This window comes from Lentzea sp. NPDC036949, from assembly GCF_055608075.1.
This window is the reverse complement of the sequence record NZ_JBVJRA010000001.1, coordinates 432,295-444,974: the sequence shown is the minus strand read 5'-3', so window position 1 is coordinate 444,974 and position 12,680 is coordinate 432,295. Positions and strand designations below refer to the sequence as shown.

General features: G+C 70.0%; 15 protein-coding genes and 3 tRNA genes. 11 read left to right on the top strand and 7 right to left on the bottom strand.

The genetic code is table 11. From position 1 onward, the window contains the following. Positions 1 to 9: 9 nt before the first annotated feature. Both ACZ7CD_RS02305 and ACZ7CD_RS02300 read left to right on the top strand, forming a co-directional pair. Positions 10 to 825: an oxygenase MpaB family protein gene (locus ACZ7CD_RS02305; RefSeq protein ID WP_470378186.1), complete on the top strand. Its 816-nt coding sequence runs from the start codon at positions 10 to 12 to the stop codon at positions 823 to 825. Positions 826 to 907: 82 nt separating this feature from the next. Next, positions 908 to 1,723 carry a glutamate ABC transporter substrate-binding protein gene (locus ACZ7CD_RS02300; protein ID WP_360396890.1) on the top strand — a complete coding sequence of 272 codons (816 nt, stop codon included), beginning with the start codon at positions 908 to 910 and terminating at the stop codon, positions 1,721 to 1,723. Here ACZ7CD_RS02300 and ACZ7CD_RS02295 read toward each other — a convergent pair. After that, positions 1,720 to 2,868 (bottom strand): L,D-transpeptidase, encoded by a 1,149-nt coding sequence (locus ACZ7CD_RS02295; RefSeq protein ID WP_470378185.1) that lies wholly within the window; start codon positions 2,866 to 2,868, stop codon positions 1,720 to 1,722. The genes ACZ7CD_RS02300 and ACZ7CD_RS02295 overlap by 4 nt on opposite strands. A 325-nt stretch (positions 2,869 to 3,193) precedes the next feature. Here ACZ7CD_RS02295 and ACZ7CD_RS02290 point away from each other — a divergent pair, with 325 nt between their 5' ends. Next, positions 3,194 to 3,397 (top strand): cold-shock protein, encoded by a 204-nt coding sequence (locus ACZ7CD_RS02290; protein ID WP_030473173.1) that lies wholly within the window; start codon positions 3,194 to 3,196, stop codon positions 3,395 to 3,397. A gap of 92 nt (positions 3,398 to 3,489) precedes the next feature. Here ACZ7CD_RS02290 and ACZ7CD_RS02285 read toward each other — a convergent pair whose 3' ends face one another. The 4 genes from ACZ7CD_RS02285 to ACZ7CD_RS02270 form a co-directional block, all read right to left on the bottom strand. Continuing rightward, positions 3,490 to 3,789, bottom strand: a complete 300-nt coding sequence (locus tag ACZ7CD_RS02285) for a hypothetical protein (protein ID WP_360396845.1) — start codon at positions 3,787 to 3,789, stop codon at positions 3,490 to 3,492. 474 nt (positions 3,790 to 4,263) lie between these two features. Continuing rightward, on the bottom strand, positions 4,264 to 6,504 hold the full coding sequence (locus ACZ7CD_RS02280) for a heavy metal translocating P-type ATPase (RefSeq protein ID WP_470378184.1): 2,241 nt from the start codon (positions 6,502 to 6,504) through the stop codon (positions 4,264 to 4,266). After that, positions 6,504 to 6,710, bottom strand: a complete 207-nt coding sequence (locus ACZ7CD_RS02275) for a heavy-metal-associated domain-containing protein (RefSeq protein WP_360396847.1) — start codon at positions 6,708 to 6,710, stop codon at positions 6,504 to 6,506. Before ACZ7CD_RS02275 ends, ACZ7CD_RS02280 begins: the two co-directional genes overlap by 1 nt. A 56-nt stretch (positions 6,711 to 6,766) precedes the next feature. Continuing rightward, positions 6,767 to 7,063, bottom strand: coding sequence for a hypothetical protein (locus tag ACZ7CD_RS02270; protein ID WP_360396848.1), 297 nt, complete (start codon positions 7,061 to 7,063; stop codon positions 6,767 to 6,769). A 154-nt stretch (positions 7,064 to 7,217) separates the two neighbouring features. Here ACZ7CD_RS02270 and ACZ7CD_RS02265 point away from each other — a divergent pair, with 154 nt between their 5' ends. The 5 genes from ACZ7CD_RS02265 to ACZ7CD_RS02245 all read left to right on the top strand — a co-directional run bounded on the left by ACZ7CD_RS02265 (position 7,218) and on the right by ACZ7CD_RS02245 (position 8,738). Further along, positions 7,218 to 7,463: a hypothetical protein gene (locus tag ACZ7CD_RS02265; RefSeq protein ID WP_360396849.1), complete on the top strand. Its 246-nt coding sequence runs from the start codon at positions 7,218 to 7,220 to the stop codon at positions 7,461 to 7,463. A 123-nt stretch (positions 7,464 to 7,586) separates the two neighbouring features. Then, the gene (locus ACZ7CD_RS02260; protein WP_470378183.1) at positions 7,587 to 8,204 is read left to right on the top strand and encodes a ScbR family autoregulator-binding transcription factor; all 618 of its coding nucleotides are present in this window, start codon (positions 7,587 to 7,589) and stop codon (positions 8,202 to 8,204) included. A 246-nt stretch (positions 8,205 to 8,450) separates the two neighbouring features. Beyond that, positions 8,451 to 8,523 (top strand) — tRNA-Glu (locus ACZ7CD_RS02255). Positions 8,524 to 8,577: 54 nt separating this feature from the next. After that, positions 8,578 to 8,651, top strand: a tRNA-Asp gene (locus tag ACZ7CD_RS02250). Between the two features lie 13 nt (positions 8,652 to 8,664). Then, positions 8,665 to 8,738 (top strand) — tRNA-Phe (locus tag ACZ7CD_RS02245). 46 nt (positions 8,739 to 8,784) lie between these two features. On the opposite strand, the gene ACZ7CD_RS02240 is transcribed toward ACZ7CD_RS02245, so the two are convergent. Beyond that, positions 8,785 to 9,486 (bottom strand): protein phosphatase 2C domain-containing protein, encoded by a 702-nt coding sequence (locus ACZ7CD_RS02240; protein ID WP_470378389.1) that lies wholly within the window; start codon positions 9,484 to 9,486, stop codon positions 8,785 to 8,787. Between the two features lie 64 nt (positions 9,487 to 9,550). Between ACZ7CD_RS02240 and ACZ7CD_RS02235 the strand changes: the two genes are divergently transcribed. Then, positions 9,551 to 9,760 (top strand): helix-turn-helix domain-containing protein, encoded by a 210-nt coding sequence (locus tag ACZ7CD_RS02235; RefSeq protein ID WP_030473166.1) that lies wholly within the window; start codon positions 9,551 to 9,553, stop codon positions 9,758 to 9,760. Then, entirely contained in the window at positions 9,757 to 10,284 is a 528-nt protein-coding gene (locus tag ACZ7CD_RS02230; RefSeq protein WP_360396851.1) for a Clp protease N-terminal domain-containing protein, read from the top strand. Before ACZ7CD_RS02235 ends, ACZ7CD_RS02230 begins: the two co-directional genes overlap by 4 nt. Here ACZ7CD_RS02230 and yczE read toward each other — a convergent pair. Next, on the bottom strand, positions 10,250 to 10,888 hold the full coding sequence (gene yczE, locus ACZ7CD_RS02225) for a membrane protein YczE (RefSeq protein ID WP_360396852.1): 639 nt from the start codon (positions 10,886 to 10,888) through the stop codon (positions 10,250 to 10,252). The two genes, ACZ7CD_RS02230 and yczE, sit on opposite strands and share 35 nt — an antisense overlap. A gap of 61 nt (positions 10,889 to 10,949) precedes the next feature. Between yczE and yczR the strand changes: the two genes are divergently transcribed. Continuing rightward, complete coding sequence (gene yczR / locus ACZ7CD_RS02220) at positions 10,950 to 12,386, top strand: MocR-like transcription factor YczR (RefSeq protein WP_470378182.1); 1,437 nt, start codon at positions 10,950 to 10,952, stop codon at positions 12,384 to 12,386. Positions 12,387 to 12,680: the final 294 nt, after the last annotated feature.

The window sequence follows — 12,680 nt, the reverse complement described above, 5'->3', positions numbered from 1 at the left end:
GATGCTCGCATGCTCGATGCGAACACGGTCAGCTGGCAGCTGCACGCGGACCCGACGATGTGGATCGCCGGGATCGCGAGCCTCTACCTCCAGGCACTGCACCCGAAGGCGGTCGCGGGTGTCGTCCAGAACTCGAACTTCCAGGCCGACCCGCTCGGCCGGCTCAAGCGCACGGCGGACTTCGTCGGGCTCGGCGTCTACGGCACCGGCGAGGAGATCGCCGCCGCCGCGGCACGGGTCCGCGCCACGCACCGCAGCCTGCGCGCGACCGACCACGCGGGCAGGACGTTCCGGGTGGACGAACCGGAACTGCTGCTGTGGGTGCACTGTTCGGAAGTGCACTGCTTCGAGACGGTGCTCGACCGCGCGGGCTACGGCCTCACGGACCGGCAGAAGGACCGGTACTACGCCGAACAGCGGTTCGCGGCCACGCTGGTGGGCCTGCACGAGGAGGACGTGCCCGGCTCACGCAGGGAGATGGCCGAGTACCTCGACTCGATGCGGTCGTCGTTGCGCCGCACCGCGGACTCCGAGGTGATCTACGAGTTCCTCCACGGCCCGCCCGTCAAGGGGTGGCTTCGTCACGGCCTGCCCCTCTACCGCGTGCTGGTCGGTCATCTGGCGTACTCCGTGTTGCCCGAATGGGCGGTGGAGCTGCACGGGCACGAGCCGTACGCCAACCCGGACCGGTGGTTGCGGGTGTTGCGCCGAACAGCGCTCTTGGTGCCGGGCAAGATCCGCAGGATGGCACCGCCCGGACACCTGCGCCGTGCCGTGGAACGTGAGGGGCGTCATGTGACACCCAGCAAGGCGCGGCTGCCGTAGTTGTCATACATCACAGTTGATAATCGCCGCTGGTACGTAGCATTGCCCACGACTCCACACCACCCCGGAAGGTCCTGTCGTGATCCGTCGTGCTGCGCTCCTCGCTGCTGTCGCGGTGTTCGCCACTGCCTGTGGGAGCGGTGACACGGCCACCGTCGTCGGTCGTGCCGGGTCCGGGAAGCTGACCATCGGCATCCGGTACGACCAGCCGGGACTGAGCGAGCGGCGGCTCGACGGCCGCTACGTCGGGTTCGACGTCGACGTGGCCAAGTACGTGGCGAACGAGCTGGGCGTGAAGGAAACAGGCATCACCTTCAAGGAGGCCCGCGGCGCCGTCCGGGAGTCGATGCTGGAGAGCGGCGAGGTCGACCTGGTCGTCGCGACCTACTCGATCACCGACGCCCGCAAGGAGAAGGTCGCGTTCGCCGGCCCGTACTTCGAGACCGGCCAGGGCATGCTCGTCCGCTTCACCGAGACCTCGATCACCGGTCCGGAGACCCTCGACGGCCGCAAGCTGTGCTCGGTCAAGGGGTCCACGTCCGCGCAGAAGGTGAAGAACGACTACGCCAAGGGCGTCACGCTGATCGAGTACGGCCAGTACTCGGACTGCGTGATCGCTCTCATGGCGGGCAACGTCGACGCCGTCTCCACCGACGAGGTCATCCTCGCGGGCTTCGCGGCGGAGAACCCGGAGCTGCTCAAGCTGGTCGGCAAGCCGTTCTCCGAGGAGCGCTACGGGATCGGCCTGCCGAAGGGCGACGACGAGAGCCGCGCCGAGGTCAACGAGGCCATCGAGAAGATGATCTCGACCGGTGAGTGGAAGCGGGCGCTGGAACGCAACGTAGGCCCGTCGGGCTACTCGATCCCAGCGCCGCCCCAGATCACCGAGAAGTCCTAGCCGTTCACGGCGGACTTCGACTTCCAGGTCTCCCAGTCCAGCGCCCAGTCGTAGTAGTCGCGGTCGGCGGGCCCGAGCTTGACCGACGAGTTCAGCACCTCGACCGGGTCACCGATCATCGTGAGGTCGAAGAACGTCTTCGCGTCGGCCGGTGAGAGGTTCGCGCAGCCGTGCGACACGTTCTCCTTGCCCTGCGCGTACATCGAGCCGGCGTACTCGTGCACGAACTCGCCGTTGTTCGACAGCAGCACGGCCCAGGTGACCGGGACGTCCTTGTAGTTGAACACCGTGCTGGACATGGTGCGGCTGGCTTCCTTCTGCATCACCACGTGCGTGCCGGAGCGGGTGACCCGGCGCGGGTCGGTGTCGAGCCCGTACGAGGCCGGGAAGTCGTGCAGCTGCACGCCGTCGCGGTAGACGACGAACCGGTGCGACTGCGTGTCCGCCTTGACCACCAGCGCGCGGTCCGCGATCGCGAACTGCACGTGCAGGTCCTCCGCGCCGTACGCGCCGCCGCCGAACGGGACGCCGTGGACGTTGACGTCCACGGACACCTGCGTGCCCGGCTTGTAGTACTCCTTCGGCCGCCAATGCGCTTCGCGGTCCGACAGCCACGCCCACGCGCCCTCGGTCGGCACCGACGTCGTGACCGTCATGGCCTTCTGCACGGACGCCTTGTCCTGCACCGGCGCGCTGAACGTGATCTTGACCGGCATCGCGACGCCGTAGGTCTGGTGGTCGCCCACGTTCGCCGACGCGCTCGTGAGGCGGCCCGGCTTCACCGTGCGGAACGAACCGGAGACCGGCACCTCCGCGCCGTCCTCGCCCTTCGCCGACCCGGACCACGTGTAAGCCTTGTCGTAGCCCAGGTCCTCGGTGGCCACCCACCGGTCACCGGTCAGCTCACCCTTGACCACGCGGTTGCCGGGACCGGTGAGCGCGACCGAGGTCAGCTTCCCCCCGGTGACACCGACCTGGAACGGACCCGCCGGGCTGATCCCCTCACCCGACGCCGGCGTGACGGTCACCGCCGCCTTCGCCTTCTCCTGCACGACCGGTGCCGCATCGGGCGCCGACGGTGCGTCGGGCGCGCCGCCGCACGCGGTCAAACCCAGCAGTACAGCCAACATGAACGGCCGGAACACGCGTTCTCCCCGAGATCCCCCTGGAACTGATGCTCAGAGGACGCGCGAGCCACCAACGAGTTGCTCAAGGGTTCGTTATCACCCTCATGGACCAGCGCCTTTGGTCCTGTTGAGGCACTCGGCTGGCTGGATTTCACCTGTAGTGCTATGACGCGGCACACGTTAGGCTTCTCCGCGCAGGCCGTGGTTTCTGTGTTCGTGCTTCACACGCTCGCGGAACGACACGCGGGCGTGCTGTGCGCTCGATTCGAGCGGGCCGAACGCCCCCGGGACGGCCGGGGTTGCACGGTGCAGCCCCAAGCTTTCCTGCGATGGAGGCAGGTACATGGCACAGGGCACTGTCAAGTGGTTCAACTCCGAGAAGGGCTTCGGCTTCATCGCCCAGGACAACGGCGGCGCTGACGTCTTCGTCCACTACTCGGAGATCCAGGGTCAGGGCTTCCGCACCCTGGAGGAGAACCAGCGCGTGGAGTTCGAGGTCGGTCAGGGCACGAAGGGCCCGCAGGCCCAGAACGTCCGCGCGATCTGATGTGATTCGCCGCAGCAAGACGTAACTGAGAAGGACCCTCGGCCGGGCTCGGCCGAGGGTCCTTCTTCGTGCTGGGGGTGACTGCGCAGGGGTCAGTTGCCGCGCTGGCGGGCTTCCCACTCCAGTCGCTGCATGACCCACTCCGTGGCGAGCGCGCCGGGGGAGGTCTGGCGTTCGGCGGCGAGCTCCTTGAGCTGCTCGTTGGCCATCAGCTGGAGGCGCAGCTGGTACACCTGCGCGTTGCCGAAGCCCGAGGCGGTGGTCTCGTTGTCCGAGTCCGGGGCCAGTGCGGCCAGGTAAGAGGTCAGCTCCTCGTCGGGCGTCGTCTCCTGCGGTTCGTCCGCGGGGCGGTGACGGCCGGACTTGGAGCGTCCGAGGGATCCGATAGGCACCGGAACACGATAACGGCTCGGTCACGGAACCCAAACCCCTGTGACCTGAGTCACCCACCCATGTGCCTCCCCCGCTGCTGCCGAAGTGCACGCGGGGAGCTTTCGTACTCCAAGAGGGCACGCGGGGTCCCCGCGTGCCCTCCTGGAGGTGGCGGCGGGGGCAGCGGTGGCGGAGGGAGCAGCGGTGGCCGGGGGAGCAGCGGTGGCGGAGGGAGCAACGGGAGGTGGCGGAGGGAGCAGCGGGAGGTGGGCGGCGGGAGCAGCGGTGGCGAGCCGGCTCGGCGTCGAGCCGGCTGGGGGTCCGGGGCGGCCCCCGGCTGGGGTCTGGGGGCTTGGCCCCCAGAAGGCACCTCCGACCGACCGCGGCGAGGCGTCAGCCGAGCAAGGTCGGCCGGAGAAGAGGAGAGGCCCCCGCGCCAGGGGGAGGAACGCGGGGGCCGGAGGGGATCTCCACAGGCGCTGACCGGGGGTGTGTCAGCAATCGGATTGTTGCACGCGCACGCGGCGCTGCGGGAGAGGTTGCACGGAAGATTCTTGAGTTGCCGATGGGCGGAATTGCCGCAGTCGCAAGCTGTTGGTAACAACGAACACGCTGCTGAAGGCCATCGCGGCCCCCGCGAGCATGGGGTTGAGCAGCCCGAGCGCCGCGAGTGGAAGTCCAGCGACGTTGTAGGCGAACGCCCAGAACAGATTCCCCTTGATCGTGCCCAACGTCTTGCGTGACAACCGAATTGCGTCCGCAGCCACGCGCAGGTCGCCGCGCACCAGGGTCAGGTCGCTCGCCTCGATGGCGGCGTCGGTGCCGGTTCCCACGGCCAGCCCCAGGTCAGCGGCCGCGAGCGCGGGCGCGTCGTTCACGCCGTCGCCCACCATGGCCACGACTCGGCCCTGTGCCTGCAGATTCCGGATGGCCTCGACTTTTCCGGCGGGCAGCACGTCGGCGATCACCTCGTCGATGCCGACTTCCCGTGCCACCGCCGCAGCGACGACAGCGTTGTCCCCCGTCAGCAGGACAGGTCGCAGGCCGAGTTCCCGCAGATCGCGAATTGCTTGTGCGGACGTGGGTTTCACGGTGTCCGCCACCGCGATCAACCCGACGACCGCGCCGTCAAAAGAAACCGCGACCACCGTGCGATCGGCGTGCACGACTGCCGCCGCGGACAGCGATTCGGGGACTTCGGCATTCCGCAGCCGGCCGACGGCAACGCGGCGGCCGTCCACCACGCCGCTGACGCCGACGCCGTCGGTCGACGCGAAGTCGGAAACGGGCCTCGGTTCCGGTGCGGCGCGGACGATGGCCGCGGCGATGGGGTGCTCGGAGGCGTTCTCGACCGCCGCCGCGCACGACAGCACCTCGGCGCGGGACACGCCGTCGGCCGGGACCACGTCGACGAGCGCCAACCGGCCCGTGGTGACGGTGCCGGTCTTGTCGAGCACCACCGTGTCCACGCGCCGGGTCGACTCCAGCACCTCCGGGCCCTTCACCAGGATGCCGAGCTGGGCGCCGCGGCCGGTGCCCACGAGCAACGCCGTCGGCGTCGCGAGCCCCAGCGCGCACGGGCAGGCGATGACGAGCACCGCCACGGCCGTCGTCACCGCGAACTCCAGCGGCCGCCCGGCGAGCAGCCAGGCCCCGAACGCCACGGCGGCGATGGCGACGACGACCGGCACGAACACCGCCGACACCCGGTCGGCGAGCCGCTGCACGTCCGCCTTGCCCGCCTGCGCCTGCTCGACGAGCCGGGCCATCCGCGCGAGCTGCGTGTCCGCGCCGACCGAACGGGCCTCGACGACCAGCCGGCCGCCCGCGTTGACCGTCCCGCCGACGACCGGTGCGCCCTCGCGCACCTCGACCGGCACCGACTCGCCGGTGACCATCGAGGCGTCCACGGCCGAGCTGCCCTCGACGACTACCCCGTCCGTGGCGATGCGCTCACCCGGACGGACCACGAAGCGTTCGCCGACCCGGAGCTGCTCTACCGGCACGCGGGTCTCCACGCCGTCGCGCAGCACCGCCACGTCCTTGGCGCCGAGCGTCAGCAACGCCCGCAGCGCGGTACCCGCACTGCGCTTGGACCGGGCCTCCAGCCACCGCCCGAGCAGCAGGAACACGGTCACGCCGACCGCGACCTCGAGGTAGATGTCGCCGGAGGACGCCGGCCGCGGCAGCAGGCTGAACTCGTGCCGCATGCCGATGGTCCCGGCGGCGCCGAACACCAACGCGTAGAGCGACCACAGGTACGAGACCGTGACGCCCATCGACACGAGGGTGTCCATCGTGCTGGCGCCGTGCCTCAGGTTGACCGCGGCCGCACGGTGGAACGGCCAGCCGCACACCCACACGACCACGCTCGCGAGCGCCAGCGACACCCACTGCCAGGTGGGGAACTGCCAGGCCGGAACCATCGAGAACGCGATCACCGGCACGCCCAGCGACGCGGCGAGGACGAACCTCAGCCGCAGCTCACCGGCGTCGCCCTCCTCGGGCTCGGCGACCGGCTCCCGCGCGTCGTACCCCGCCGCCCGCACGGTCGACACCAGGTCGTCCACGCGCATGCCGACCGGGAACTGGACGCTGGCCTTCTCGGTCGCGTAGTTCACGGTGGCGGAGACGCCGTCGAGCCGGTTCAGCTTGCGTTCCACGCGATGCGCGCAGGAGGCGCAGGTCATGCCGCTGATGCTGAGCTCGACGTGGCGGGGTTCGGTCGTGGTCATCAGGCGACCTGGTACCCGGCCTCGGTCACGGCGGCCTCGACCTCGGACCGGTCCAGCTCGCGGTCGCTCGTGACGGTCACCGCTCCGGTCTCGAGCACCACGTCGACACCGGTCACGCCGGCGACCTCGGACAGCTCCTCGGTGACCGAGCTGACGCAGTGGCCGCAGGTCATGCCGGTGACGGTGTAGGTGGCAGTGACGGACATGGAGTCCCTTCCTCTCGATCGGGACTCCGATGATACCCACCCAGGGTATGGCGACTCTACTGAGGACCGTCGGGTTTCGGCTGGTCCAGGTTCTGGATGTCCTTCTCGATCTTGTCCACCAGCGAGTCGAGGCCCGCGAGCATCTCGTCCAGCTGGGCCATCCGCGAACCGAACGCGGACTCGATGTCGGCGTCGATCGTGGCGAGGTCGATCCCGCTGATCGCCTTCAGGATCTCCTGCGGATCGGGTGCCGGCGGGATGGTGCCCGGCTGGGGGTCACCCCCGGGCTCCGGCGCAGGTCGGGGGTTTTGGCCTGCGGCTTCGGGGGAAGGCTCCGGCGTGGGGTCGGTCATCGGTCCATCTTCCACTGGCCACCTCCCCATCGGACAGACGGCACACCTGTACGGAAAGTAACGCTGGGTGTTGGTGGAATCACTCTGCGGGGGGCTGCGGCCGTTGTCCCAGGTCGCTTAGCCTCGCGCCAACCTCAAGTCGGGGAGGGCACTCATGAGCGGCTCACTGGAAGTGCGCAAGTTCCTGTGGACGCAGGACGACGGCATGCAGAGGCAGGGCGGCCCCAACGTGCCGGCCCAGCGCAGCGGAGAGCCCTCGCGGATCTCCGACGAACAGGTCCACCGGGCCAGGCTCGCGGTCGCGCGGAGCGCACTGGGCACCGAGGACTGCAGGACGCTGCTGGACATGCTGGGGTTGTCACCCGGCGAGGACGGCGGGACACCGCCGGTCCAGCGGTGAGGCGGTAGCGGAGCAGAGGCGGCCCTGGCCGAGGCGCGCACCCCCCGGAGCGCGTCTCGAAACAGGGCCGCACCTGGAAACATACCCACGGGTCTCTTTAGCGGCAACGACTAACCTGGAGCCATGCCCCAGCAAGACCGGGCGTATGCGACACGGGAGGCGATTCTCCGCGCCGCGGCGCAGGAGTTCGACCGGCTCGGCTACGACCGCACGTCGCTGACCGCCGTGCTCGCGCGCGCCGGTCTCACCAAGGGCGCGTTCTACTTCCACTTCGCGTCCAAGGACGCCGTCGCCGGTGCTCTCACCGAGTACCAGCACGACTTCTGGGTGGAGATGCGGCAGCGGTGGCACGCGCGCGGCCTCGACCCGTTGCACACCCTCGTCGGCATGGTCGTCGAGTCCGCCGGCCGGATGGCGGCCGACGTCCTGCTGCGGGCGGGCGTGCGGCTGACCGCCGACCGCGAGGTCGGCTATCCGGGCGTCCCGAACTCCCACCTCATGTGGGAGAAGATGATCGCCGCCTACGTGGCGGAGGCGGGCGAGTGCGGTCACCTGCGCGAGGGCGTCGACCCGGCGGCGGTGGCGCGGACGATCTGCGGCGCGACCCTCGGCGCCCGGTTGATCTCCTCGGCGACCACGATGTGCGCCGACTTCCCCGACCGGCTGCGCGAGGTGCTCCGGCTGGTGCTGCCCTCCGTCGCGAACGACGCGTGGCTGAGCGCCTGGGACGGGCTCTCCTGACCGCTCCTGCGGAGTTACCCAGGTCACACAACATCGTCGGAAAACCTCCGTTCGACCCGTGTTCACCACCGATTGGGCCCTTGAGCTGGCATTTGCCGTTTCCGGACGCTTCCACGAGATCGTCCCGCGCGCTTCGTCCGGCCTGCTTTTTCGACGGTTTTGGCAGGTCAAGGCATAAGTGGGACCCCCGTTTTGGAGGTGCGCGGACCTATGTCATATGCTTACGATGCTTCCAGAGACCAGCTAGTCCCCATCATCTAGCGGCCTAGGATCCCGCCCTTTCAAGGCGGTCGCGCGGGTTCGAATCCCGTTGGGGGCACGCAGTAAAGCAAGATGATGCAGTAAGGTACGATCTGCACGACAGCAAGAGCAAGGCCCAGTGGCGCAGTTGGTTAGCGCGTCGCCCTGTCACGGCGAAGGTCGCGGGTTCGAGTCCCGTCTGGGTCGCTTTTTCTCTCATGGCCAGGTAGCTCAGTTGGTACGAGCGACCGCCTGAAAAGCGGTAGGTCGGCGGTTCGACCCCGCCCCTGGCCATCCCTCTTCGAAAGAAGCCCCGCGAGTCTCGCGGGGCTTCTTTCGTTCATGCGGTGATCCGGACGACGGCTTGATCGTCGTGCGTTTTGCAGCGCGGCCACCGGATGTGTTCCGGATCACTGCGCTCGGCTTCCCTGATCCGGTCGAGCGCCGCACCGAGCGGGAGCTCCGCGAGCTCGTCCCACGAGAACAGCCCGTACTCGGACACTCCACACGAGACACCGTCCGTGGCGACGACCACTTTCTTGATCATCTCTCGCGGCCAGCTCGCGGTCAGCGCCTGGCGGCCCGCCTCGGGATCGGCCTCCGCGACCCAGTAGCCGCCGGGCCTGTTCGTCCACCGCAGGATGTCCGGGTCCGGCCGGAGGTCGGCCAGCCGGGTGTCCTCGACCACGTCCGTGGTCCGTCCGAACGCGACGACCGGGGTGTCGCACAAGACGAGGGCGTCGATCGTCTCGTCGTCCCACCGCACGATCGCCGCGGTGGCGGCCGGGGAGTCGCCGGGAACGAGGTCGTGCTCCGCCACGAGGGACGTGATCGCCTGCGCGAGGAGCTCGGTCAACGGCGTGCCGGCGTCCATCGTCCTGGCCAGCTCGTCGGCGAGCCGGGTGGCGTACCAGCCGCCGTCGCGGTCGGGTGGCCGGGTGCGCGAGGTGACCCCGTCGAGGACCACGACGGCGTTGGGCAGCACGCGGATCCGGTCCTCGGTGACGCGTCCGGGAGCGCCCTGTTCGGCAGTCTCGATCATCACCGCTCCACCGTACGTGTCAACCCCGGTTGACGAACCCTCATTGTCAACGTACGTTGACGGCATGACGGAAGCGACGGATCTCGCCACAGCGGCCGGTGATCGCGACCCGAAGGTCGGGTTGCGGGCCGTCAGCGCGTTGCGGCGACTGCTCGAACACCTGGAAGCGGCCCAGGTCCGCAGTGCGCGGGCGCAGGGCTGGTCGTGGCAGGACATCGCGGCGGAACTCGGGGTGTCCCGCCAGGCGGTGCACAAGAAGCACGGGGGACGATGATGATCGCGGAGCGGTTCACGAAGGAAGCGCGCGAGGCCGTGCAGAAGGCGGTCGCGGACGCGGAACGGGTGCACGCGGGCGAGGTCGGCGTGGAGCACCTGCTGCTGGCGTTGCTGGACACGCCGGTGCTGGCCGGGTTCGACCTGCCGCGCGAGGAGCTGGAGGCGGAGTTCCGCGACTACCGGCGCAAGGGCGGGCTGACCAAGGCGGACGCGGATGCGTTGCGCGGCTTGGGGATCGACGTCGACCAGGTGATCGACTCGGTCGAGCAGTCGCTCGGCACGGGCGTGCTGCGGCCGGGGCCGCGGCGGCGCTGGTTCGGGATGCCGCTGGAGCCGGAGTTCAAGAAGGCGCTGGAGAAGAGCCTGCGCGAGGCCCGCGACCTCGGCCACAACCACCTCGGCAACGAGCACCTCGTGCTGGCTCTGTTGCAAGGCAAGGGGATCGTGGCCGAGGTGCTGGCCGAACGCGGGGTCGGGTACGCCGAGATCAGGAAGCGGGCTGCGAGCGCTCGCGCCAGGTGAGGTGCGGCAGGAACAGCTGCGAGAGCGGGCCGATCCCCAGCGCGTACAGGACCGTGCCGATGCCGACGGTGCCGCCGAGCAGCCAGCCCGTGCCGAGCACCAGCAGTTCGAGGACGCTGCGCGTGAGGCGCAGCGAGAGGCCCGTGCGGCGGCAGAACCCGGTGACGAGGCCGTCGCGCGGGCCCGGTCCGAGCCGGGAACCGACGTAGGCGGCGAACGCGACCGCGTTCAGCACGATGCCCAGCGCCAGGAACACGATCCTGGGCACGAGCCCCTGCGGTGCGGGCAGGATCGCGAGGGTCGCGTCGACCGCCAGTGCGATGACGACGACGTTCGCGATCGTGCCGACGCCGGGCTTCTGCCGCAGCGGGATCCACGCCAGCAGGACCAGCACGCCGGTGATCGCGGTGATCAGGCCGAAGCTCAGGCCGGTGCGTTCGGTGAGGCCCTCGTGCAGCACGTCCCACGGGTTCAGGCCGAGCGTCGCGCGGATCTGCAGCGCCATGCTCGCGCCGTAGAGCCACAGCCCGGCGAGGAGCTGCGGAAGGCGACGGGCGGGGGAGATCCGGACGGAGACCTGGTGGAGTGCGGTCGTGGAGGCCATGTGGTCATACTGAGGCGCGATTGGCCTGGTAATCCATAGCCAATTCTGGGAAATTGGCCTCATGCTCCCACCAGGTGGACGTATATCGGGTGCTCGGCTGGCCCGGCTGCTCGGGTCGTGGCGCAAGCAGGGTGCCCGGCAGGGGTCGGCCGACCTCGCCACCGCGATCCGGCTGCTCGTGGCGGACGGCCGGCTGCCGGTCGGCACCCGGCTGCCGTCGGAGCGCGAGCTCACCGACGCACTCCCGGTGAGCCGCACGACGATCACGGCCGCGCTCGACCAGCTGCGCGGTGAGGGGCTGGTCGCATCCCGGCGCGGCGCCGGATCGTGGATCGACGGCCCGGTCGGAGGCGGCGGTGGCATCGTCGGCGGCGACGACGCGTTGATCGACCTGACCCGGTGCGCGCCGCCCGCCCACCCCGGCCTGCGCCAGGCGATGGCGGCGGCGCTGGCGCGGATGCCCGAGCACCTGGTGTCGCACGGGTACCACGAGCGCGGCCTGCCCGTGCTGCGGCAGGCGATCGCCGACCGGTACGCGGCACGGGGGCTGCCGACGTCACCGGACCAGATCGTGGTCACCTCGGGCGCGCAGCACGCGTGGGCGCTGGCGCTGCGGCTGTTCGCGGGACCGGGTGACCGGGTGCTCGTGGAGCAGCCGACCTACCCCAACGCGCTGGAGGCGGTGCGGGCCGCGTCGGCGATCCCGGTGCCCGTGCCGATGACCGGCGACGGCTGGGAGGTCGACGCCTACGAGGCGGCGCTGCGGCAGGCAGGTCCCCGGCTGGCCTACCTCATCCCGGACTTCCAGAACCCGACCGGCGCCCTGCTGCCCGCGGCCGGCCGTGAAGCGCTCGCCGCCGCGTTGAGGAAGGCGCACACGCCGGTGGTGGTGGACGAGACGCTGGTCGAGCTGTCGCTGACCGATGACCGGATGCCAACGCCGATGGCGGCGTTCGGCGGCGATCTGGTGGTGACGCTCGGATCGGCGAGCAAGTCGCACTGGGGTGGACTGCGCGTCGGGTGGATCCGGGCGTCGGCGGAGATCGTGCACCGGCTGATGTCCACGCGCGCGGCGATCGACCTCGGCACCCCGGTGTTCGAGCAGCTGGTGCTCACCGAACTGCTGACGGACGCGGACCCCGTGTTGCGGCAACGGCGCCTGGAGTTCGCCGCTCAGCGGGACGTCGCGGCGGAGGCGCTGCGGCTGCACTGTCCACAGTGGAGCTTCCAGGTCCCGGCCGGTGGGCTCGGGTTGTGGTGCACGCTCGACGCGCCGGTGAGCACCCGGATCGCCGTGGTGGCGCAGAACCACGGCCTGCGGCTCGTGCCCGGCCCGCGCTGGGCGGTCCACGGCGGCTGCGAGCAGATGCTCCGAGTGCCGTACACGCAGTCGCCCGAAGTGCTGCGCGAGGCGATCGGCCGTTTGGGTGTGGTAGCTGCATCCGTTGCGGGCACTGGATTTCCGTCGGATGCCGACGTCTCGGTGCCGGTCGCGTGAGACACGTCGGCCCGGTCTCCCACAGCGGTGGAGACCGGGCCGACGAACTTGCCAACGGAGTGGCCTGCGGCGGGGGACGTCCCAGGGATTGGCGTCCCCCGTCCGCAGGTTTCCCCGTGCGGTCCGAGGCTGCGGGGGCAGCGCGGCACTCGGACCAGACCCGACCTGCCAGGGCGCGGTTGGCAGGTCAGGAAGACTGGGGGTTCCTTGCGTACAACGGGAAATACGAGGAGGAGTTACTGGCGCGACGGCACGAGACGGTCACAAATCGCGCAGAGGGCAGACCTGTCCTGT